Below are 23,471 nucleotides of genomic sequence, written 5' to 3'. Positions count from 1 at the left end.
GAAACGACTGAATCTGACATCCGCTAACTTTGATATTAATGAGTCAAAAATGTAAGAAAAAGGCAACTAGAGCAATAATACACAGAAATGATACCAGCTAGCCGCGAAAACACACGTGAATAATCCGTTGTGTGAACAATCGTCGATCTTAGGCGGCACTGTTTATTCGCTGAGTGCTAAAGTCTAGGCAGATCAGGAAAATACGATAAATAGCAATGACATCTAATGTGTATGTCAGAAACCCGAACGATCACTTGCACGAGATTGGATTCACAACTCGCAGCTCAACGTGCGTTTACGATGTCTCATATACGAAATCATGCAGATAGTTCTGCAACCGCGTTTTTTCGGGGGTTTCGCTGAACCGCGCTGGAGCAAGGTCGGACATTTGCAACAACGCCGCTAGCTGCGCACGGTCACGGGCGATATATACACCTTCATGTCCATCTAAATGGCGCACGGTGGCCAGTTGATGTTCGTTGCGATGTTCGCCCAGCGACGCCATGCGCGGCATAACGATTACTGGTTTTTCCACCTTCTTCGCAGTCAGAATTGTACCGATCCCGGCGTGCCCCACCAAAACAGTTGCCCGTGAAATGAGATCATCATACTCATCCGGCGTCAGAAACGGGGCGTGCTTGATATGTGTATAGTCCGTTGCTGGGTCAGCTGTTTGGGCGAACACATCCAGCGACAGTTCGCCAGCCAGGTCGTCTATCATGGAAACCAAGCGTTCAAACTGCAATTGTGTACCGACAGTGACGAAAATCATAAAACAGACCCCTCGTACCTGCCACCTTCTGCCTTCGCCACGCTTTCCCATTGCGACAGCCACAGCGTGGCAAACCGTTTTGCCAGTTTGCCCGCGGACGACGCTTCTTCCGCATTGGCAATGCTGTCGACCCAAATGGTCCGACGGCGGAACATCCACCCCAGCACAAGCGCAATTACGCCGGGCAAGGCGCCGGTGGTGATGATGACATCCGGGCGGGTTCGCATCAACACACCCGCCATTTGAACAGTGCACAGCAAAGCTTTGAGCGGCGCGTTTTTATTGCAATCCTGCACTAGGGAAAATCGCTTGAACCCGGATTTTTGCGGCAACCCGTCCATAGTTGTCACATAGGTGACATGATCGGGGTCGAACCGTGCGCAGACTTGCCCCAGTTGATGCCAATGCCCACCTGCAGACGCCACAGCTAGAATACGACGGGCAGTTCCGGGGGAAGAATATGTTTTCATATGTGTAGGACCCGCGGTAATGGCGTTTTAAAATAATTTAACGGAGCGGCAATAATAGCAAGCTCTCGCTCACTCTACCAGCAAACAGACCTATTTGCGCCTTGTGCATCCCCTGGCAAGAAGGCAATTCTGCACCATGCTCGCAAACCCGCGTCTTACCCCAACCGCCAAGGGCCTGATCCTTGGCCTGATCGTCCTGAATGTGGCGATTGAGGTGGTGTTATTTGCCTCAGATCAGGGATTCCTAGGCACAAAGCAGTGGCGCCCGTTGATCTACCAAAATGGCGCGTTCTGGGCGGGGCTTCTACACAACTGGCGGCCAAACTATGCGGCCCAGCCATGGCTGATGTTTCTGACCTATGCCTTCCTACATGGTGGTATGGCCCATCTGTTGGGCAACATGCTGACGCTTTGGTTGATCGGGCGTATGGCGGTTGCCCGCGCCGGGATACAAGGTTTTATCTTGATCTATCTATTTTCTGCGATCGGCGGAGCGCTTCTGTTCGGAGCTCTGACCCTGTCAGCCCGACCCATGGTCGGCGCATCAGGGGCACTGTTCGGGTTGGTGGGCGCGATCATGTATTGGCGGTGGTCTGATCGGCGGCGGTTAGGGCTGGATCAGTGGCCAGTTCTGAAAACGATCCTGATACTAGGCGTTCTGAACCTGATCCTGTGGTTGCTTTTGGGCGGGCTTTTGGCGTGGGAAACTCATCTTGGTGGTTTCCTCGCTGGATGGTTGTCGGCTTCAGGCCTGACGAAGGTCGAAAGGTTTCGCCAGACGAGAAGATCCAGTGACCGTTAAATTTCCTGGCCGGCTGCCTGCTGCAGCATCCAGATCATACGCTGAAACCGCAGCCGAAATAGCGTGCCCAAACCGCGCAGCTTTTCAACCGGCCCATTAAGTTTTTCACTGCCAAGAACTTTGGGCGCGTGAACGATAGCGCTGACAGGCATCGCAAAGGCGCGCAATGCCCATTTCACGCGATCACGCGGCGTGTTGCCATTAACGCCAAACAGCTCTTGCGTCAGGCGCAACCACTTGTGGCGCAGCGCTGCCCAATCGGACCGCGACGGGTGGCTGACCACCAGATCCTCGCGATAGATCAGCTTGTATCCCTTGGACACGGCACGCGTGCTCCAATCAAGATCCTCAGAAACGCCACCGCGAAACCCGCCAACATCCTCAAACACCTTGCGCGTCGTGACAAGATTACCGGACCCGGTAAATCCTTGCACTTCAATGTAGTTTTGGAAGTTGAAAGCAAACACCGCCTCGAATGCCTCGGCGCCACTGCGCGGTGGCGGGGTTTCGTCAAACACATCGACCCGGCCTCCGATAAGATCGGCTGTGGGCGCAGCCTCATGGGCCTTGGCGACCCAGTCATCTGCAGCCACACAATCGGCATCTATGAAGAATAGAAGCGGAGCTTTGGTTTCCGCGACGCCGCGATTGCGCGCGGCGGCAGCCCCTTTTTCGGTTTCAACCACGAACCGCACCTCGGGGAATCGAGCCTGCTCCGCGGTCAGGGGTTGCGGCGAATTGTTGTCCACAACCAGTATGTCGACCCCGGACAGATCATTACGCTGCAGCGCCTGCAGACATCGCGCCAGTCGTTCTGGGTCATTGTAATGGGGAATGATGATGGCAGCGTCAGGCGTAGCCATATCCATATCCATAAGCCCCGTCGATGAAATGGCTTTTGTTCAGCACAATGCCCATAACGTTGGTCAGCTCAGACAATTGCCGCTCGGCAATATCGACCTGCTCGACCGTTGTGCGTTCGGCTTCGGCCAGAAGCAGGGCGCAATCGACGTTACCAAGAAAACCGAAATTGTCGTCCGTTCCCATCAAGGGCGGCATATCAAAAACCATCAAATCAGGCTGAAAAGTTTTTTGAATATCGTCCAGAACAGACTTTGCCTTTTGGCTTTGCAGAATTTCAGACGCACCCTCGATGTTGCCGCTGTTCAGACCGATTGCAACATTGTCTCCGAACCGTCGGCCATGTTCAACAAAGTCGACTTCGCCTTTCAACACGTCACCCATGTTATTGGAACTGCTTACGCCCAATACTCTGGCCAATCCTTGCCGGCGAAGATCAAGATCCAGAACGACGGTGTGAAGGTCTGCTTGTCGCCCAAAGCTGAAAATCAGATTTGCGACGGTGGTCGTTTTGCCACATTCACTGTGCGGCGACACAAGCGCGATGCGTTTCCAATCGTTATTGGCCGCCTGCTGCAGAATGCGTGTCCGCAAAAGATCGAACGGCCCGGCCTCTTTGCCACCCAGTGCCGAGATCAACCGGTTGTCGCGAGCATGGCTTTCCGAGACGTGGATTGGTTTCAATTCGGCCCATCCCGCAGGAAGCTTACCGCCTCGGGGTTGACGTTTCTCGGGCTCGACTGCGCGCGGTTCAGTCTTCTCGCGCTGCGCACGCGCTTTCTCGATAGCAGCTTGAAGTTTTTCCATTCAAACCAAGTCCTTTTCAAGGAATGCCGAAGTTTTATAAATCACCAGCGCACTCCAATCTTATCCATAAGCCGTTCCGCCACCAAATCGAGCGGCTGGTAAAGCACATGCACAGCATAAACAGCCACCGGCACCCCGATCACGATGAGAAACACACTTATCATACGCAGGGATCTGCGGCGCGAATTCTCTCCTACCACAGTAATATACGGAATGGTCGCAAGTGGCGTAACGCCCAGCCTTGAAACCAAGTCCTCGGGCCGACGGATTGAGCGGTTCAGTATTTCAAGCAAAAACACCAGCGCCAAGCCTGCAAGTATTCCGACAAATGTTCCGCCTGCCGCAATCAATTTACGGTTCGGCTTACTGGGTTGGTTTGGAACAGCCGGAGGATCAATGACCGAGATACGTTGCCCACGCGACAAAACCTCGATGCGCTCGCCGGTACTGGCGCGCGACAAGCGATCGACTGCAGTATTATACTGAAGTTGGATGTTCTGGTAATCCAGTTGCAGCTCGTCCAGCTTGATGGCGTTTCGCGGTGTCTGTTCAATCGTTTGGATCATATCCGCCAGCTGCTTGCCCGACGCATCACGCTGTTGTTCGATCACCTTCAGACGCGAGCCGATCTCGGCCAACTGAACATCTAGCATTGCGTTGCCTGTGGTTTCGGCCGATAGGTTTTCGTTGGCGTCTGGCAAGTTGCGTACAGCCTCTTCCGCAACGGCAATGCGTGATTTCAGAAGCAAAATGCGCGGGTTTTCCTCGGAATACACCGCAAGCGCATCGTTCAATTGGTTGCGTAATGCGTCGAGCCGCTGTTGTTCAGGCGACGAGGCAGCCCCCCCAAACCCGCCGACATCACCTGTTTCCTCGAAGACACGCAACAAGCGCTCGCGCTGTTGCTCGAGACCTGAGGCTTCGCGGTCGTACTGTGCTAGGCGTTCCTGTAGAATGTTGCGTTGGTTCAAGCGGAAATCCAGACTTTCGGGCAGGGCGTTCACGTTTTCTGTCTTGAATTGAAGGATCGCCGCGCTGCGCTCTGCCAGTTCTTCATTCAGCCGGCTGACCTCTTGATCGAAGAACTCAAGCGTCTGGGTCGCCCGGCCGGTACGCGACTGCACGTCTTCGGTTTGAATCAGGGAAAGATACTCGTTCAAGACACCAGCAGCCTTGCGACCCGAAAGGGCTTCAAATTCGATCGTCATCAGGGCAGCTTCGCTGCGTCGGCCAGAACTGCGAATTGATGTACGGGCGCGCATCGCCTGCACGATTCGATCCGGCGTCATGGCGTTGATATTTTCAAACACCTGTGTCTTGTTGGCAATGTCCAGCAGGTTGGCACGTGTCATAAGCCGCTGTTCGACAATCTGCAGCTGCTCTGGTGCCGGTGTCGATGCCGTCGAAGCGGCCAGGTCATTCGGGATCTGCGGAGATTCCACAATTAGAATCATACGAGAGACAAAGGCGGGCGGCAGGCTCATTGCCATAATGACCGACGCCGCACCAATAACGGTCGCTACAACCAAAAAATATGGCAACCGCCGAATAAAAATAGATCTGTAATAATTGATATTTGCGGAAGCCATTGCCAGTTATTCCTCACTCCGATGGCCGTGAATCTGAAAAGCGCGCATCAGATTCCTTTTGCTAACGTAATATATATAGGGCGCTAAACGCCACCTGTTCTATCCTGTTTTCTTGCTAGGAATGTCCACGCGCCGCCCCTGGCGAAGAAACAACGGCCTTGTCAGGTCATCGTCCGACTTTGGCTCGTCGCCGGTTTCCTCATCCGCTAAATTGCTGGCGAAGAAAACCCCGTCTTCCAGAACGCTGCGAACAGCATTTACCGAGACACGCGCCCGTTCACCGCTCCAAGAATAAAGCAGTGATAACTCACACAACTGATTAACCAACCGTGGAATACCTTTGGTGGCTTTGAATATCTCGCCACAGGCCAGCGGCGTGATCTCCCGACCCGTGCCACCAGCCACTTTTAATCTGTGTTTGATATAGGCACGCATCGTGGATTCATCCATGCCTTCCAAATGAAAGCTTGCTGCCACACGCTGTGCCAACTGGCGCATCTGCGGGCTCTGCACAATGCCCTTCAATTCCGGTTGTCCGACAAGAATCAACTGTATCAATTCATCTTTGTTGGCATTGATATTCGTCAGCATACGCATCTCCTCGAGTCCTTCGGTAGAGAGGTTCTGCGCTTCGTCGATGATCAGAACGACACGGCGTCCTTCTGCATATTCTTTGACGATGCTTTCCTGAAAACGCTGAAACAGCGTGACATAGCTTTCCGATGGCTCGAACGGGATGTTCAGGGCATTCATGACCCATTGCAGCAGCTCACCCCGGTCGCCCTGAACGTTTGAAAGCAAGCCGACACGTACAGTTTCATCCATCTGGCTAAGCAGCTTTTGGATGAGGGTCGTCTTCCCGGATCCGATTTCACCCGTAATCAAGGTAATCGGCGCTCTAGACATCACTCCGAATTCCAGAACGGCGTAGGCACGCTTATGCTGCTTAGACCAGAACAGGAAGCTCGGGTCCGGCACCAAAGTGAACGGTCGTTCGGTTAACCCGAAATGCCCCGTGTAGAGTTCGTTGGAATTCATATTCCTATCTTGCTTCCCGAATTAATTTACCATTGGCTAAAGCAATGGTGTGGCCAAATAATGTCAAAGCGCGCCTGTTTCTTGCATATAACAGGACGCGCTACAAATTTGATGTTGTGCTTCTTCCTGCAACCCGAACTTGAAATATCTTCTTGGATCAGCAGAAAAGAATCGATGTCGGGCAAATATGCCCAATTTTGCTAAATGCGCGTAAGTAATTATCAATAAAAAAGGCACGCGTTACGTATTATGTGCTCAGGCGAAACAATATTTCCGCCAAATGAGGCATTAGGATGCTTGTAAAACTAAAAGTTTCCAAATACTTAATGCGCAAGACTGCGAGGTGGGCGGAATTGTGCTACAAATTGGACAATAATGTGTTAATGTCCATCTGGGGTAAGGAGAGTCGTTGGTCATTTTTCGACTGAACGGCTGGTTCGCAAGCTGCTAGGCCTGCACGACATAGAGATTATTTTATCTCGTGGGTTTCCCATGTCAGGCTGCTGCATTATTTGAGGTGTAAGGAAAATGACGACGCATTTTAAAGACTTTTCAAGTTCCAGCAACGAGCTGGTCAAACGTCAAAATTACTACGTTGCCAAATCTTCCAACCGTCGCTATCGCGATCAATTCAAGCGCCTGTTTGACATCGCTTTTGTCGTTGCTGCCGCGCCCATAGCCATACCTCTTATCGGTATCATGCTGCTATTAGCAGCTCTTGACGGCGGTAAGCCGTTCTATCGTCAACGCCGCATCGGTAAAGACGGTCGTATCTATAAGATGGTTAAAATTCGCTCGATGGTCATCAATGCTGACCAGCGTCTGGAAGCGTATCTGGCCAGCAACCCTGAGGCTCGGGCCGAATGGGACAGCACTCAGAAGCTGAAAGATGACCCGCGGATCACCAAAATCGGGAAGTTCCTGCGCAAGTCGTCAATGGACGAACTGCCGCAACTGTGGAACGTACTGGTCGGCGACATGTCAATCGTGGGTCCGCGCCCGATGATGGAAGATCAAAAAGCTCTGTATCCTGGCGCTGCTTATTATGCCATGCGCCCTGGGATCACTGGCCCTTGGCAGGTATCTGACCGCAACGAGACGACATTTGCCCAGCGTGCAACCTTCGACACCAAGTATTACTATGATCTTACTCTCAAAAAAGATATCGAAATTCTTGGTAAAACCGTCGGAGTCGTACTGCGCTGCACCGGCCACTAGCGACTAGCTATTCCACTCATTGATCCCCGCTGAACCGGTCAGGTTCTGCGGGGTAAACTGTTAAATCCCTGCAAATCGTAAGAGCATCGGTCGACTTGAGAAAGAATCGCTCGCTCTATGAATGAACTGCGGGACCGTACAGAACGCTGAAACGAAGATGAATCCACAATTTGCACCTACGAAACCTCTGATGTTCTTCGCAAAAACGTCGCAAGTTGGCATCATTTAGGCTTATTTTTCGAAAATCACCTCGCTCAACCAAATAAAGTTTCAATTAGAAAATCTGTCGCGTTATCTTAGTGTTCTATTGATTGACGCGTAGGGAGACTAGCTATGCTTAGAACTCTGATCACTCTTTTTGCCGTGCTGTTCGCAGCATGTGTGGGACTCAGCTCTGCAGCATCTGCGCAGTCTGGATATAAGATTAAGCCAGGCGATACGTTGCAGGTTGAGGTTGTTGAAGACAACAGCCTGAACAGATCAGTTTTGGTTCTTCCCGATGGATCTATCAGCTTTCCATATTCCGGCACACTGCGGGCTTCGGGACTTTCCACGGCTCAGGTCGCAAGCGCTCTGGCCAATGGAATGGCCTCGAATTTCGCGGCGAAGCCAAATGTCTATGTGTCAGTAGCATCACTGGCGACGGTCGTTCCAAGTTCAGCGGTTGCTCCAGCGACACATGACATCTTCATCTCGGGCGAAATCAATAGCCCAGGAAAGATCGAAACTGTAAACCGCATCACAATTCTGCAGGCGATCGCACAGGCCGGTGGGTTGACCCGCTTTGCAGCCGGAAAGCGCATCCAATTGCGCCGCGAGAATAAAATCTATCTATACAACTACTTCACGAACGGTGGGTCCGGTAGCATCAGCGGCAATACGCAGCTAGCGCCAGGTGATGTCATCATTATTCCCCAACGGAAGCTTTTCGAGTAAGGTAAAGGCAAACCAGAGGTAAAAAAGTGGGCAAAAAATCAAAACTAACCGCCCTACTTACAGGCACAGCAGTAATAGCAACGGGCCTCACGCCGGCCTCGAGCCAAGAATCTGCGCCCGGCGGTCTGGCATTGAGTTTCGGTGTTTCTTCCAGCCTAAGGTCGAATGACAATCTGGGGCTTCGTGAAGTTTCTCCCGGGACCACTACGCTGTGGGACAATCGGCTGACGTTTGGCGCGCTCTCTGAAACACCAAATGCGCGCCTTAGCTTCGATATCGGCGCGACCGTCCGCACCGCTTGGGTGCCAGGACGATCTGCGACAACCGACATAGACGACCCGTCAGCGGTCTTGTCTTATCGGCTGGAAAGCGCAAACAGCTTAGTGGAAGCCGAAGCAAGCTACCGGAAAATCTCTCTGAATTTCTCTGACCCGCTGCGGCTGATTGATGATGACCCTGATGATGACATCGATGAGCAGGATCTGATTTCATCAGGCGGTGCACGCGTGCTCTATGGTGGACGGGTAAGCTTTGAAAGCGGGCGGGTTGATCCACTTGGATATGGGCTTTCATTCGAGCATCGTCGCGCAGACTATCAAGATGTGACTGATGGCGCACTCTACGATAGTGAAACGAATAGCGCAGAAGCGTTCGTTAGATTGCAGTTTTCGCCTGTTCTTGAAAGCCGGCTGACCGCATTCTGGGAACAATATGACGCGGATAACCCTGAACAAAGATCTCGTCGTACGATCGGTGCTTCAGGCAGCCTGACCTATGAAATAGACGCGATTACCATCGCGACTCTAAACCTTGGCTATCGGAAGATCGAAGAAAACACGACCACCTCTTCAACGACATCTATCGACGGAATTACAGGGTCGTTCCGGTTGTCGCGCGATTTCCCCACCGGCAATGTCAGTGCAGGAATTACCAGCGCACTTGCGACGTCTGGTCGTCGAAACACCCTTGACGTAACCAGCAGATTTGAACGCCCAAACGGAGAGTTCATCATCGGTGTCGGAGTAACCAAGGGTGAAACAGACGTGGTGAATTGGGTTGGCAATCTCGGCATTACGCATGAACTGCCAAGGGGCACGATCACAGCCTCGATCGATCGCAGCGTCCGCAGTACTGATGAAGGCGTTGAAAATCTCTCTACGCGGGCCTCGTTGGATTATGCGATGGACCTGACACGGACCTCCTCACTCTCAATTGGTTTGGATTATGCCGAAATCAGCGAGATTGGCAGCGTCGACACCACCAAGGTGTCGGGGGTCAACGCAACCTACAATTACGATCTGACGCCGGATTGGGGTTTGTCAACGGGCTATGAATACCGCCGCCGCTCAGAAACCGGGGAGCCGGATCGTGAGTCAAACGAGCTTTTCCTGACGTTGAGCCGCGAGTTCTCGGTCAGGTGAACCCCGATCGGCGGTGCCCGAATAATCTGATCCGGATGTTTGCATGTCCAAGAAGCCCCATATAAAATGCGAAAGCATGCCATGACCTTGGTTTCACGCTTCGTTTATTCCCCTTTTCTTTTCCTGTTGGCTGATCAAGTGTTCTGGCATTTGTCACGCGACGCGCGCATATTTCTTGAATTTTGAAGGAAACAGGTTTGACTACGAACGCCGAACCAAATCAAAAAAAGCCTGATCGCCACCGCGGTTCATCGCTTGCAGTGGGGGCAGCTTCACTGTTCGCGTCCTCGTTGTTCCGGCAGGGCATTGGAATAGTATCGCTGGGCGTCACCGCCAGATTGCTGACCCCGACAGACTTTGGGATCATTGCTTATTTCCTGGTATTCACAACGATCTTCGAGGTCTTGCAACGCCAGGTTTCCATGGCGCTGATCCGGCTGGAATCCGTCACGCCAGACCATATCCACACGATTTTTACCATACAGTTCCTGCTGGGGCTGGTGGGAGCTGTCATCGCCTGGTTCTTCGGACCGATCCTGGTCTTTTTCGACCTGGGCGAGCTTTCGAGTATCCTTCCGGCCGTGGCCGCTTACTCTTTTCTGATCGGTACTCGAAACCCCAAGATCGTCACATACGAACGTGATCTGAAGTTTTCTTATGCCGTTATCGAAGAAACAATCAGCCGCATCGTGTATTCGATCGCGGCCATTGTTCTGGTTTGGATGTGGCCGACCTTCTGGTCGCTCATCATCGCGGGATTCATCACCACAATAGTCCACAATGCTTACACCTATGTCGCTGCGCCCCATTTGCCAAGGCTTTCCTTAGCTCGTTGGCGCGACAGCCTCGTGTTTTCCCTTTGGGCGATGGGGGCGCAGATGTTCCTGGTGGTTGCCAGCAAGATACCGCTCTTGTTCATCGGTGCACAACTGAGCCTTGCGGACGCCGGGATATTCCGACTAGGCAGTCGAGTTACCAGCATTGCCACCACGCAGTTCTTTGCCCCGGTTCAGCGCGTGGTCTATCCGGGATTGGCTGATATTTCGAGATCCGCGGGCCAAAAAGAACGCGCATTTGTCATGTTGAATGCTCTGACTCTGGCACTGGTTCTGCCGCTGGCCGTTGGCGCCGCCCTTATCGCGGAAGACACGATTGTTTATGCACTGGGTGAAAAATGGCGCATGTCGGCCCATGTGATCTGGATTCTGGCACCGCTCAAGGCTTTGCAGGCGCTTCAGGCCAATGTGAAGGCCGCGTCATTGGTGGACGGGTCCGTGCGTCGTTTGTTCTTCCGCAGCTTGTTGCTGATGGTTCTCTCGGCGTTTCTGATGACTTATGGCGTCAAATACGGGTTTTATGGCGCTCTCGTGGCCGCCGCCCTTTGCAGCGTGGCCGCTTTGCTGATCACACTTTTACTTGCGAAAGGCTATGGAACTGGCGGGTTTCTAGACCCGCTTCTTGTCGCCTGGCGCAGTTTTCTGTCCTGTGCGGCAATGGCTGGAGTTATTATTGGTCTGAATGCACTCGCGGGGACATATTGGCCGGATATTCACCCGCTGATAGCAATCATCCTGCAAATCGCCATTGGTATTGTCACATATGTCAGCTTGCATATTGCGCTTTGGGCGATGGTTGGTCGGCCCGAGGGTTTTGAAACACTGTTGTTTGCGCTTGTGGGTCGGCTGCGGAGAAAACTGAAACGCAAAGAGGCCTGAGATACCCGGCTTGGCCTGCCGCGACCACGTGGGTTCTAACTTCCGTGTTCGCTAGAGACAATCCAAAGGACTTCCTGCAAGGTCCGGGCGATATGGCGTTGATGATCTGGCGTCAAGAGCTGATGAACCGGCAACCCCAGGATCGATTCCTTCAACGCAATGGCTTCGCGCTGACCGCTCCAATCCAGATTGCGGTTGTATCCGGCCCACCAAGGTGTCGCCGCGATCCCGTGCGCCTGAAGCCGGCGTGCGACCTCATCGCGGTCTTGAACATAAACGGGAAAATTTTGAGGGCATGTCGTATCCGCGATCTGTGGCAGCACCGGTGTGGCACCTTGTACGCCGTCGATGCACGACGCCAGCACGAGCCAGTTACGACGACGCGCAGCGATGACATCTTCCACAGATACCGATCTCACGGCGCGCGCGGTCAGCCTGTCCAGCCCACACCCCGCGAGCTTGGGATCAAAATAGTAATGACTAGGAATGTCCGATAAACTGCCCTGCCCCGCTTGTTTCTTCGGTCCGGTTGCCCGCGCCAATCGGCGTTTTCGCATCGTGCGATCAAACCTGGCAGGCCGCAATATCGAAATCGCGGCAGTTCGGGCCACGGATTTGAATAGCACTGCCAGCGGTACTTTTACCCTGAACGGATCATACAGATGCAGATCTGTCGCGTTGACGACCAGTACACCGCCCTGCGGACTTGGAATGAACTTGTGGAAACAGAACACAGCAATGTCCCCGTGCCGCCCCTCGACCGGAGATCTTCCGCTCAGAAGGCTCAAGGCACAATCTTCGATCAGCCGCAGATTGTAGCGGTCACACAACTGGCGCAAGGCACCCATATGGGGTTGGAGCTCTCCGAAATAGTGAGTGACGTAGATCGCGCGCGTTTTGTTGGAAATCAAGGGCTCAATCCGATCAGGGTCGGCGGCTAGGTCCGGACCGACTGAATACAAGTTCACCTTCAGATCAAGCGCGGTCAGCGGATCAATCTCAGATCCGCAGTTATACGCAGGGGCCAACACCTCGTCGCCCGGGCGCAGTCCAAGCATCTGCACACCTGCGTGAATGGCCACCCGTGTATTATAAGACATGAAAGCGCGGCGCCCGTGAAACAGCTCATCTATTCCGCCGGCCGGATCACGGCTGAGAAGCGACCGAACGGACAGCGCAGGCGCGCCGCAATAGAGATCACTGTCGGTGCTTGGGCCGTGCAGGCTTGTCATATGGGGACTCCATCAGGCGGGTTTAATTTCCGCACGCAATTTTCTGAGACAGAATTCAATCTGGCGCTGCGTTTCATCCATGGGCTGATGACGCGGCGTCAGGCCTTTGGGCGAAGCTGCGCCACACTTTCGCATGAGGGCAACACCGTTCGCGCGGGCAAAGCGCTCGAACTCGGACAGCGTGTCATTGGGTGCCGCGCATAGATCCTCATAAGCGATACGCAGAACGCGCTGAGTGCTACGTTGCTCGGAAAGTTCTGTTTCGATATCCTGATGGCTCAGCACAACCTGCGCACAGGATTGCGTCATTGGATCGGCCTTGGTAAAGCGTTCCCACCCGGACGGACGCAAGGATACCCAACCAGCTTCATCTTCGCCCTCCCGCACCTCGCGCAAGCGCTTCAGCGACCTTGCGTTATTCGCAAAATCGCGGTCGATATGCAGGAAAATTGCCTCTAGGAACAAGTGCAGAAGCTGCGGTATGTCAGCTTGCAGGATCGGATTCTTGATGATGACCGACCCGCCCAGAATATGCACGATTGCCGGCATTTTGCGACGTATTCGACCGCTTGGCATACCCCGTGCGTTCTGGTGATACGGGGCGGCGTAGGCCATCCAGAAACACCAAATCCGACCGGCTTCGCTGGGGGCTGCATTCCCATCCAGCTCGCCCCATGTGCTGTCAAAAGCGCCGCTGCGATCCCGAATCGCTTTTCGCAACAGGAATGTGGCGACCACCGGCGTGCGATACATCCGCTTGGCAAAATTGGACAAGTATCCGCAGCTGTATTGCGTGACGACCATTTCATACAGCAACAAGGTGCCTGATCGCGGGGGTCCCACAATGAAACAAACCGACGGCGTTTTGCTGCCCCACACCCATTCCAAAGCGCGTTCAACATGCGCAAAGCGAATATCCTGACGTGGATGCTGATGCGCAGCTGACTTCAAAAATGCGGCCCAGTCCCGAGCTTGCCCAGCGGTCAAGCTGTTCAGACATTCGATCTCCATCCCCGTTCACTCTCTGTTTCCGGCAAGCAACCTTGACGTCACTGAACACGGCTGCAAACTTGTCGTCACATCGGACATTTGTAATGTGCTACTGTAGATTACTTTCAAAGTTCATGTTCCACTAATCGGACCAAGTCATTTTTAATTTTCAATACCTAGGACAGAATTTGTCATGAAATCGCTTCACAATCCAGCGCAGGACGTCCCTGCTGTGTCGATTGTTATCGTAAACTGGAACACACGTGACATTCTGCACGATTGTCTGGCGTCGATCGCCGCGCAAACGACGTTGCTACACGAGGTGATCGTGGTCGACAATGCCTCGTCTGATGGTTCAGCAGACATGGTGCGCGCGCAGCATCCAGACGTTACCTTGATCGCTAACAAAACCAACAAGGGGTTTGCCGCGGCCAACAATCAGGGATTGGTCATTGCCCGTGGCGAGAAGCTGTTGCTGCTGAACCCGGATACCATCGTCCTGGATCACGCCATTGACACGATGTGCGCATGGCTGGAAGATCATCCCGACGTGGGTTGTGTCGGCTGTCAGGTCTATCAGGATGAGGAAACAATCCAGAGAACGAGCTTCGCAGAACCCTCGCCTATCAACCTAGCCATCGTTGAATTTGGCTTGCAAAAATGGGCGCCGCGGGTCAAAAGATTTGCCGTTCCGGAATACCGGCTCTGGGACAGACGCAGCGAACGGGATGTGGACGTCGTATCCGGGATGTTCATGTTGGTGCCAAGGCCCGTATTCGAGAAAGTCGGCCTGCTTGACGAAGCGTATTTTGTCTATAGCGAAGAGGCAGATTGGTGCAGACGCATCCGCGACGCGGGATGGCGTTGCGTGTTCGCACCCGTCGCCAGGATCCTGCATCTTGACGGCGGGTCAAAAAGCACCTCGCAGATCAAGTCCCGCATGTTCGTGCAAATGCAAAAAAGCAAAATGATCTATGTTCAGAAGCATCATGGAAAACTTGGCGTCCTGGTGACACGATGTATTTTCGTAACCAGCGCTGCCCTGCGCGGGACCGTTTTCGGCCTTCTGGGGGTTCTTGGCCGGAATACTGAGTATCAGGCACGTGTGCGCCTTGCCGGCGCGTCGATAAGATATCACCTGACAGGAACTGAACCGGCATGAGTGGGACAGCAACCGACCTGTCGATCACTTGGGTCGATCTGCATCAGACAAGCGCGAGTTCCCTGGATGACTGGCATCACCTGGCGACCACTACAGGTTCGGATATGTGGTTTACTCCGGCCTGGGTCGAGCGTTGGGTGCGCCACTTTGCCAAAAATCGGCATGCCATTGCGGGCTGCGCCTTTTGGGGTGACGGCCTGGTTGGTGTGCTGCCCTTCGTGATCGACACAATCTATCCTTTCGGGTTGCCGGTGAAGGTTGCTCAGTTGGCAGGACCGCACCCTCTCTTTGGCGTCATGCGCCTGCCGATACTTGCGGAACATGAAAGGGCGATGCTTGACCAGATCGTTGACCAGTTCTTCGAACATCACCGATGTGATTGCGTAAGCCTAGCCCCGATATCGAACGCATTTAATCTGGCAGACCGTGTTCGGGCCACGCTCGATTCGAATGCGATAGCCAGCTTGAACCCGGACAGCAAAGCGCGAAACCACACGATCATACGGCTGCCCAGCAGCTTTGAGGACTATCTGAAAACACTGTCACGCAATCGTCGCAACAAGTATCGCAAGACAAAGCGTGTGCTGGAAGACGACCATAATGTCAGCACGCGGATCTTCAACGGGCGCAGCACGCGGAAGATGCTCGGGAAATTCACCAGCGCCCACGAAGCGCAATGGCAAGCGAAAGGCAAACTTGGTCACTTTGCGGATTGGCGCGGCAGCCACGATTTCTATGCCGATCTGAGTGAAAGCGGCACGGATCGGGCTGGTGTACGCCTGTATGTTCAACAGACACCCGATCAAGAGATAGTGACAGGCCTTTTCTGCTTCGCGGCGGGAAAAAGCTGTCACGCTTTAGTGCCTTCTCGCAACAATGACTGGTCAGAGCTTCGGCTTGATATTGGTCTGCATGCACAGTTCGAGCGGATCGAGAATCTGATCAACGATGGGATCGACATCATTGACAGCGGGGCGGGAGAATATGACTACAAGGCCAGCTTAAAAGGCGAAACAGTCGAAATGCACCGGTTTCTAGTCTCACGTCCAACCATGATCGGACGGTTCAAGATGAACGCACTGCGTCGTTATGGCGAAGCCCTGAACTTTCTGTACTATCGGATATGGTACAATAAAGCCGCCCCCTGGCTACGTCGCAAAGGGCTCCACGTGGGAGGTCTATGGAACAGTTGGATCCGTACGCGGGTCTGAGCAGAGCTTTCCGGGTATCGAAGCGATGAATGAAATTGTCATGAACACAGATGAACAGACAGGCGGCTTGACCATCGCCGAAATCGCGCCCGGGAAGTGGCCCGACATCTGTGCGCAATTCAGCGATCTCAGTTTCGAGCAAAGCCTGACATACAGCCAAGCTGCGGTTGACCGGGTTGGCGCCGTGGCATTGTATCTTGGCGTGTACAACAGGACAGGAAACCTGGTTGCTGCCGTCGGTTTCCGTCTCAAGACCATCCCTGGTCTGGGCAAGGGGATCGCATGGGCCCCCGCCGGTCCGATGATATACCGCCAAGGCGAGCCAGCTGTGACGGCGTGCCGTGTTCATGAAATTCTGGAATCCTTGACGCGCCATTTCGACAAAACCGGGCATGTTCTCCGACTCCGTTTCCCTGTTGTTGCTCCCGACATGGGTGAGGCAATCGCGGAACATGCCAGCACGTTGGGATACACCCACACAGCCCGCGCACATTCATATCGCAGTGTGATTGTCGACTGCTCCGCCGATGAAGACATGCTGATGCGCCAACTTCACGGCAAATGGCGCAACCTTCTGCGCAAGGCGATGAAGAGCGACTGCACATTGCACACAGCGCCCCTGATCCAGGAAAGTGCTCGGTTCGACCGGATGTACCGTGAAGTTCAGTCTGTAAAGGGGTTCCAGCCAGATATTCCGCCTGATTTCTACTATGATCTTACGGGACCTGATTTTCAGCATGACGTGCTGATCGCGCGGGTTGGCGATGATGATGTTGCGGGCATGACTATCGGGTTGACAGGGACGAACGCGGTCTATCTTTTCGGGGCCACGACACATCGCGGGCGCCAGTTGAATGCTGGCTATTTTTTGATGTGGCAGGCCGTTCTTGCATGCAAGCGCAAAGGGGTGCGGTGGCTCGATCTTGGGGGCATCGACCCGACTTCGAACCCAGAAGTCACCCGGTTTAAGTTGCGCACAGGCGGGGTGGACGTTGTTGCACCAGGCCCGTTCGAGTATCGGCCGGGCGGTTTGAGCACGGGATTGATCCTGTTGGCCGAGCACGCCTATTCCAAATTGAAAGGTAAGCGATGAATACTGCAATCTGCCTGAACTTTCACGGTATTGGCACACCCGAACGGATGCTGGAAGACGACGAAGTCCCGTATTGGGTCTCGGTCCCACAGTTTGAACGTGTTCTGGATCATGTTGCCCACGCGCCCAGCACGACGGAGTATTTCATTACCTTCGATGACGGGAACCGGTCCGACATTTCCATCGCGCTACCAGCCCTGCTGGATCGGGGTTTGACCGCGAGGTTCTTTGTCCTGACGGGTCGCCTGGACCAACCAGGGTCACTCGGTAGCCAAGATCTGCGCAAGCTGATTGACGCGGGGATGAAGATTGGCAGCCATGGCATCGACCATGTCGCCTGGCCCAGTTTGTCTGATGCCGAGTTGAACAAAGAGCTTGTTGCCTCTCGCACACAATTGGAAACCATTTGCGGTCAACCGATTACGGAAGCGGGTATCCCCTTTGGTCGATATGACAGACGGGTCATCGCAGCGCTGAAATCTGCTGGGTATCAGACGATATGGACCAGCGATGGCGGGCACATGGGGTCCGACGGCTTTATCAAAGCGCGCACTTCGCTGCGCGGCAATATGAGCGCATCTGAACTCTCCGATGCCTTGAACGCCGTCATGCCCCTGGCAAAGAAACTGCGCAGGTCCATTGGAATGGCGCGAAAACGGCTGTTCAGGACCGATTGAATCGGGCGTAAGCGCTGTCTTGATCCATCGGTTTCTTGCCGAAACGCGTATATCGCATTTGTGTACGGATACCGGATTGGTCGGCGGGAGTGCTTTCGAACGTCGTTTCCTCGGCCGGGTCGTAATCCAACATCCATACAGCGGCACCCAGTAAGAACATAAGCAAACAGTAAGTCGCGTCCCACAGGTGAACAGTTGAAGCACACAAGATCAGACTGGCCAGCACGATCAGAAACCCGGTGCGCGCATCCGCGTGCTTTCCCGACAATGGTTTCATGACCAATTGCACGAAGAGCGTCAGGATCGCCAAAGACATGAAGGCCAACATTGGCAATCCGTGCCGGATCGTGTGCACAAGCCAAAAGTTGTCGATACTGGGCTTCATCCAATATGGCCGCGTCCAGTCATTCAGCCCGATTCCGAATATCGGATTGCGCGCGATGTCGTCCACTGCATGGTTGAAAATCAGGATCCGATTATAAGCGGTTCCTGATGAAAACGAAAGTTCACTTGCAATAATCTGAAACGCATTGCGGTTCGACGACAGTTCGAGCACGGTGTACAAGGTGCCAAAAATCACGCCAAAAATCACCCAGCGACTTTTGACCGAGATCAGTACCCTGTCCCACGCCATCAGGATAATCTGCAATACGATCCCAAGAAACGCCGCTGACGACAGTGACGTGAAAACGTTCGCACCCGCGATCACGGGGCGCGAGAATTTCTTGAAAAAAGATCCTTCATTTCCAAGTACATACCACGACAAAGCAAAAGCTGGCGTAGCAAATACCCCGAACAGGATTGGATGTGGCATCGACGCTTGCGCACGATACAATCCAAGCCGCGGTTCATGATTGGCATTTACGTAGACGCTGAAAATTCCGCGAAATGAATCAATAAGGATGGCCTTGTTTGTCACGGATTCGTAGATGGCAAAGGGCAACAAGATCATGATGGCCACGAAATGCCACCACACGAAGGTCTTGAAGGCTGCATAACTCCGGATAAGCACCCGCGCCGTCAAATAGGGGATCAGCGTTTCGATGGCAGTTATTCCGGCAAATTCTGCCTTTTCGGCACCGTGAACGACCATAAGCGACAACACGACCCAGAATGACGCCAGTATTACATAAACGTCGATCGCGCGAATTCTTCCGGCATCCCCTTTGATCCAGCGATAGAAGATCGGACCAGCAAAAACCAAGAGATAGATGCGATAGATACTCAGCCGAAGTTCGCCGAAAAAGAAATAGAACGGCATCACAAACGAGAAGACCAACAAGGCAATCAGCACCCTGTCTGCGGTCTTCACCGAGGCCTCGGCCTTGTCAGGCTGAATTGTGTCTATCGTTCGTGCCATAACTCTCTAATGTTAGCTGCGCCGCTCGTCCTTTGTGGCAATCAAAATTAGATTGGACTGATTCCAGACCGTATCCCGCCCATTCCTGCATCTTGTAGGCACAGGTTAGAAAAAAAAAGCCCGTTTCACGACAATAAACCGAACTTGGTCGAATACTCCGATGACCAGCCAGAACCATTCTGGCGAAAACACCAAGATTGCGATAAGATCAGCCACATTACTCTAGAAGGACATCAAATTGCCAACCCAAACTAGGATCGCCATTTTTGCGATCGTTGATCAAATCAAACGTTTGCGTTCGTTTGGTCGGCGCGTGCAGTTCAAGCTTGGCAGGTCCAAGCATGACGGTTTCAATGACAGTGCCCCGGTTTTGATACCTAAAAAAATCTGGATGTATTGGGACAACGATTTCGAGAATGCCCCTCCGATCGTCAAGCTTTGCGTAGACTCGTGGAAAAAGAAAAACCCCGATTGGGACGTGGTTGTTTTGAACGAGGACACCGTTTCGCAGTATGTCGAGTTTCCCGAGCTTTCTTCTGGCATTACTGTTCAGGCCTTTTCTGATTTGCTCAGGCTGCGCCTGCTGAACCAGTATGGCGGGGTTTGGGTCGATGCCACCAGCTATTGCGTAAAACCATTGGAACACTGGTTGCCTGTGGTGGCCCAATCCGGGTTCTTTGCATTCGTTTGGACACCGGATTCAAAATGGTTCATGTGGCCAAGTTATTTTCGCGAAATCGCAAGCTGGTTTCTTGCCGCCACACCCGGAAATCCCATTATTTCGGAATGGGAAAAATACAGTTTTGATTACTGGCGCGACCGCACTGAGACCCGCCAATACTTCTGGTTGCACACGCTGTTCGAAACTCTTTCCTACGCCAGCCCGCAGTTCAGGCGCGCGCTTCGCCGTGTGCCCACCATCAGCAGCTTTGGCCCGCATCTTGTTCACGACAGCGTGTTTCGAGACCGCGACCTTGATCAGGTTGCTGAGTTGCTGGAACAGGGAGTCGCGCCCGTTCAGAAGCTGCGCTGGAATTGGAGCGGGGAGAAACTGGACACGGTTTCGAAGTTGCTGCACGAGGACTTCTAGCCGACGGCTCCTGCCCGCTTGGTTTCGAAAGCCTGCAGTGACTCCCGGTGAAGGGCAATATCCTTGGCATAGTAGGTTTCGATGAACGAACGGACTTGGGGGGCATCAAAAGCCGATGCTTCAATGCCTTTTTTAGGCGTCATGAGCATACCGCGCATGGATTTCCTAAGGTTGTTGTACCAATCAGCAGGAAGAATACTCCGTGCCAAATCGCTGCCTCTATAGGCAAAGTGCTTTAGCGAAGGATGCACAAAAACCTGTGTCTGGTTGGCATGGGCGACGTCGAGCTGTTCCACCCCAAATTTTTCGCGAACGGCTTTAAATAACTGATCAATATGCTCCAGCGGAAACAGGTTATTTACGATCTGCTCATCGTCCAGAAATATATAGTCTGATTGCCGTATGAAATGGGTGTATTCCGATGGAATGACGCTGGGGTTTCCATTCAGATAATCCATAACAGACTGGATGTGTCCAAGCAGTTCGTCCTCTGATAGCCGCGGCAGTTCTGTATCAAGATACATTTTTGCCCGCTGGGAAATTGCAGACCTGAAACGCGCAAAAGGGTCGCGCACAATAGCATAACTGTCGTAGCTTTTGACCTTCTGGAAGACATCCGCATTGATCTTTGCAAGCAGATTAAGAGGTAAGTGGCGATAATCGAGTTCGCCATACTCGGGATGCGTCTCAAGCGTTTTCAAAGCCCACTCACCACCATCATGGAACGGAAGAATGGACTTTCTTACCGAGGTCCCGGCGCATTTCGGGATATGAATAAAAACGAAACTGTGTTTGTCGGATATAATCAATTTGCTGCTCTCAGTAAATTTTTCAAATTTCCTTCTTAGACAAATAGCATATTTGCCGTTTCCTCAACAAAAATGAACCAGCCACGTGTGTTTAACGCGACTGGTTCATTGCATGTTTATAGAATGGGTCCCAAACGCCCGGTGCTAAGCGAGGGTTTGATAGTCATCAAAAACCGGTGATTCTACAAACTGTACATCATCATCGACAGCGAAATCGTAAATCTCTCCATCAATTGTCCGGTTGTGTTTGAAGCCGAGCTGCCAACCGGTTTCGCGATTTTCGGAAAAGTCAAAGTCGACATCCGTTTCCTCATGCACCAACTCCCCATCGACAATGATCTGAAGATGGTCGGTGTTCTCATCCACCAACACAGTGATCTGGTGGGTGTCGGTGTCGTTCAGGCCAAGGTTGTCGACGCGGAAACCAGACGTGAATTTCCCTTCGGTGTTACCAATATGGGCTGCCAATCCATCGCCAGAGATCGTCAGACCGACATGCCCCCCGTTCCATACAAGGCGCTGTGTGCTGCCGTCCGCTTCGTCGCGTGCATAAGAGATCGTGAAAGCAAGTTGCTCTGACTCTTCAAACTCGCTCAATCGACCAAGTTTGACGACATCACCGTCACCGTCCATCTTGATCGCCTGACCCGTGGGCGTATCAATCACCGCTGCATCGCCAATCAAACTTCCGCCGCTGAGATCGGCAAAATCCAGAATATAGTCATCGAACTCCATGAGCCCATCGATAACCGTGCCACCGCTTCCGGTATTCGGGCCCGTGTCGGTCGTATCTCCGCCGGTTCCTGTTTCTCCGCCAGTTTCAGAACCAGTCTCGCCACCGGTATCCGGTTCGGTTGGAGGTGTTTGATTGTTGGTTCCACCCGTGGTGTCAGTTGGCACAGTAGAAGTGCCGTTTACCCAAGCGTCATAGGAAATCGGGAACATATCCGACAGCGACGATCCCACATTCATGGTATCAAGCAAGCCTCCGGGTTTTACGCCGTACTGATTGTACCCATCTTCTGCGGATGTCGCGTGAAAGACGAAAACATCGTCATAATACCCAGATTGGTTGGGCGACGTGTTCTGGATGATCAGGTTGTTAGCTACATTCCAGTCAGAACTAGCATTGTTGCCAGATACACCAGCCGCAGCGTTGCCTTCAATCGTGACATCCCGGCTATCAGAAGAAACGTGGATCTTGGGAATCGTCACGCCACCTGTCTTGTCCCGCGGGATGGCAACCAAAGTATTGTCGGTGATTGTCAAACCGTCCGTCATGGCGACACTGATGCCGTGCGTATGGTTGTTGTAGATCAGGTTCCCTTCGATCACGAGGTTGGTATGCCAATGCGTTGGGTCGCTCGCATTTGCTTTGTCAGAACCTGCAAAGATTGTCTGCGTATAATCGCCTTCGCCCACGTCGAAAATGTTATCGCGGATGGTCACATTGTGCGCACCTTCACCTTGGGCGCGCATGATCTGGATCATATCGCGGTGGTCGCCAGACCCTGCCGCGCCGCCGAAATCGTGGATGTAGTTGTTTTCGACAAGAACATTAGTCGAACGACCAATTACGATACCATCTGAACGAATGGTGTGAATGTCGTTGCCGATCAGATTGACGTTTTCAGAGCCACCCATCGAAATCGCTTTCCACCAAGCGAAAAACTCGGAGTTCACGATGTCAATGTTCTGTGATGAACTCAACATCAATGCCCGGCCAGCGCCCGCACCATCCGCGGTCGTTCCCGTACCGCTGACGAAATCACCCTCAAACACGGCACTGTCGAATTTGATATCCGAACTGTCCGTGACCCTGAACGGTCTGCTCATCACGCTTTGACCCGTCTTATAGGTATAATCAAATTTGACGCTTTCGAAGGTCAAGTTCGATGCGCCGACAAGATTCATCGACGAAAAGCTGGCCATATCATTTGGATTCTCCGAAATGATTTTCACTTCCGAGCTAAACGTCGCGTTTCTTAGATTCAGTGCGCCATAGTCACCACTTGCCAAAGTAATGACGTCCCCACCATTAGCTGCACTAAGTGCGTTCTCAAGTTCTGCAGAGCTTCTTACGTAAAAGGTCGCCATCTGCTTCTCCTAGTCATTGTCCCGTTGCGACTGCTTCTTATGCGGTCGAAGTAAAGATTTCATACTCATGTTGATAATCAGCGGAGATGGGGCGAAATCGGGCCTAAATTATGAACTGTAA

General features: G+C 52.9%; 21 protein-coding genes. 10 read left to right on the top strand and 11 right to left on the bottom strand.

Annotation, left to right across the window (positions count from 1 at the left end; all coding sequences use genetic code 11):
* Positions 1–295: 295 nt before the first annotated feature.
* A complete protein-coding gene (locus tag K3556_RS15985) occupies positions 296–721 on the bottom strand; it encodes a glycosyltransferase (protein ID WP_260519408.1) in 426 nt (141 codons plus the stop codon).
* 47 nt (positions 722–768) lie between these two features.
* Positions 769–1,242, bottom strand: coding sequence for a UDP-N-acetylglucosamine--LPS N-acetylglucosamine transferase (locus K3556_RS15980; protein ID WP_260519407.1), 474 nt, complete (start codon positions 1,240–1,242; stop codon positions 769–771).
* A gap of 136 nt (positions 1,243–1,378) precedes the next feature.
* Between K3556_RS15980 and K3556_RS15975 the strand changes: the two genes are divergently transcribed.
* Positions 1,379–2,044: a rhomboid family intramembrane serine protease gene (locus K3556_RS15975; protein WP_260519406.1), complete on the top strand. Its 666-nt coding sequence runs from the start codon at positions 1,379–1,381 to the stop codon at positions 2,042–2,044.
* Here K3556_RS15975 and K3556_RS15970 read toward each other — a convergent pair.
* The 4 genes from K3556_RS15970 to K3556_RS15955 all read right to left on the bottom strand — a co-directional run bounded on the left by K3556_RS15970 (position 2,041) and on the right by K3556_RS15955 (position 6,339).
* Entirely contained in the window at positions 2,041–2,907 is an 867-nt protein-coding gene (locus K3556_RS15970; protein ID WP_260519405.1) for a glycosyltransferase family 2 protein, read from the bottom strand. The genes K3556_RS15975 and K3556_RS15970 overlap by 4 nt on opposite strands.
* The gene (locus K3556_RS15965; protein WP_260519404.1) at positions 2,894–3,712 is read right to left on the bottom strand and encodes a CpsD/CapB family tyrosine-protein kinase; all 819 of its coding nucleotides are present in this window, start codon (positions 3,710–3,712) and stop codon (positions 2,894–2,896) included. Before K3556_RS15965 ends, K3556_RS15970 begins: the two co-directional genes overlap by 14 nt.
* 41 nt (positions 3,713–3,753) lie before the next feature.
* Positions 3,754–5,241, bottom strand: a complete 1,488-nt coding sequence (locus tag K3556_RS15960) for a lipopolysaccharide biosynthesis (protein ID WP_260519403.1) — start codon at positions 5,239–5,241, stop codon at positions 3,754–3,756.
* A 159-nt stretch (positions 5,242–5,400) separates the two neighbouring features.
* Complete coding sequence (locus K3556_RS15955; protein WP_260519402.1) at positions 5,401–6,339, bottom strand: ExeA family protein; 939 nt, start codon at positions 6,337–6,339, stop codon at positions 5,401–5,403.
* 528 nt (positions 6,340–6,867) lie between these two features.
* Here K3556_RS15955 and K3556_RS15950 point away from each other — a divergent pair.
* The 4 genes from K3556_RS15950 to K3556_RS15935 all read left to right on the top strand — a co-directional run bounded on the left by K3556_RS15950 (position 6,868) and on the right by K3556_RS15935 (position 11,629).
* Entirely contained in the window at positions 6,868–7,557 is a 690-nt protein-coding gene (locus tag K3556_RS15950) for a sugar transferase (protein ID WP_260519401.1), read from the top strand.
* 333 nt (positions 7,558–7,890) lie between these two features.
* Complete coding sequence (locus K3556_RS15945; protein ID WP_260519400.1) at positions 7,891–8,493, top strand: polysaccharide biosynthesis/export family protein; 603 nt, start codon at positions 7,891–7,893, stop codon at positions 8,491–8,493.
* Positions 8,494–8,519: 26 nt separating this feature from the next.
* Entirely contained in the window at positions 8,520–9,914 is a 1,395-nt protein-coding gene (locus K3556_RS15940; protein WP_260519399.1) for a hypothetical protein, read from the top strand.
* Between the two features lie 197 nt (positions 9,915–10,111).
* Entirely contained in the window at positions 10,112–11,629 is a 1,518-nt protein-coding gene (locus tag K3556_RS15935; RefSeq protein WP_260519398.1) for an oligosaccharide flippase family protein, read from the top strand.
* A 35-nt stretch (positions 11,630–11,664) separates the two neighbouring features.
* Here K3556_RS15935 and K3556_RS15930 read toward each other — a convergent pair whose 3' ends face one another.
* Together K3556_RS15930 and K3556_RS15925 are read right to left on the bottom strand one after the other, a co-directional pair.
* Positions 11,665–12,861, bottom strand: coding sequence for a DegT/DnrJ/EryC1/StrS family aminotransferase (locus K3556_RS15930; RefSeq protein WP_260519397.1), 1,197 nt, complete (start codon positions 12,859–12,861; stop codon positions 11,665–11,667).
* Positions 12,862–12,873: 12 nt separating this feature from the next.
* Positions 12,874–13,872, bottom strand: a complete 999-nt coding sequence (locus K3556_RS15925; protein ID WP_260519396.1) for a sulfotransferase — start codon at positions 13,870–13,872, stop codon at positions 12,874–12,876.
* Positions 13,873–14,044: 172 nt separating this feature from the next.
* Here K3556_RS15925 and K3556_RS15920 point away from each other — a divergent pair, with 172 nt between their 5' ends.
* The 4 genes from K3556_RS15920 to K3556_RS15905 are packed head-to-tail and all read left to right on the top strand — an operon-like array spanning position 14,045 to position 17,994.
* Positions 14,045–15,013, top strand: a complete 969-nt coding sequence (locus K3556_RS15920) for a glycosyltransferase family 2 protein (RefSeq protein WP_260519395.1) — start codon at positions 14,045–14,047, stop codon at positions 15,011–15,013.
* Entirely contained in the window at positions 15,010–16,224 is a 1,215-nt protein-coding gene (locus K3556_RS15915; RefSeq protein WP_260519394.1) for a GNAT family N-acetyltransferase, read from the top strand. The genes K3556_RS15920 and K3556_RS15915 overlap by 4 nt, the downstream gene beginning before the upstream one ends.
* Before the next feature lie 40 nt (positions 16,225–16,264).
* On the top strand, positions 16,265–17,317 hold the full coding sequence (locus K3556_RS15910; RefSeq protein WP_260519393.1) for a lipid II:glycine glycyltransferase FemX: 1,053 nt from the start codon (positions 16,265–16,267) through the stop codon (positions 17,315–17,317).
* A complete protein-coding gene (locus K3556_RS15905) occupies positions 17,314–17,994 on the top strand; it encodes a polysaccharide deacetylase family protein (RefSeq protein ID WP_260519392.1) in 681 nt (226 codons plus the stop codon). Before K3556_RS15910 ends, K3556_RS15905 begins: the two co-directional genes overlap by 4 nt.
* Here K3556_RS15905 and K3556_RS15900 read toward each other — a convergent pair.
* Complete coding sequence (locus tag K3556_RS15900; RefSeq protein ID WP_260519391.1) at positions 17,981–19,354, bottom strand: O-antigen ligase family protein; 1,374 nt, start codon at positions 19,352–19,354, stop codon at positions 17,981–17,983. The two genes, K3556_RS15905 and K3556_RS15900, sit on opposite strands and share 14 nt — an antisense overlap.
* A 391-nt stretch (positions 19,355–19,745) precedes the next feature.
* On the opposite strand from K3556_RS15900, the gene K3556_RS15895 reads away from it, so the two are divergent.
* Complete coding sequence (locus tag K3556_RS15895) at positions 19,746–20,444, top strand: capsular polysaccharide synthesis protein (protein WP_260519390.1); 699 nt, start codon at positions 19,746–19,748, stop codon at positions 20,442–20,444.
* Here K3556_RS15895 and K3556_RS15890 read toward each other — a convergent pair.
* Both K3556_RS15890 and K3556_RS15885 read right to left on the bottom strand, forming a co-directional pair.
* Positions 20,441–21,253 carry a sulfotransferase family protein gene (locus tag K3556_RS15890; RefSeq protein WP_260519389.1) on the bottom strand — a complete coding sequence of 271 codons (813 nt, stop codon included), beginning with the start codon at positions 21,251–21,253 and terminating at the stop codon, positions 20,441–20,443. The two genes, K3556_RS15895 and K3556_RS15890, sit on opposite strands and share 4 nt — an antisense overlap.
* A 144-nt stretch (positions 21,254–21,397) precedes the next feature.
* Positions 21,398–23,350 (bottom strand): right-handed parallel beta-helix repeat-containing protein, encoded by a 1,953-nt coding sequence (locus tag K3556_RS15885; RefSeq protein ID WP_260519388.1) that lies wholly within the window; start codon positions 23,348–23,350, stop codon positions 21,398–21,400.
* Positions 23,351–23,471: the final 121 nt, after the last annotated feature.

Origin of the sequence: Aliiroseovarius sp. M344 (assembly GCF_025140835.1) — a bacterium.
Lineage (GTDB): Bacteria > Pseudomonadota > Alphaproteobacteria > Rhodobacterales > Rhodobacteraceae > Aliiroseovarius.
This window is presented reverse-complemented; position numbering and strand designations above follow the sequence as displayed.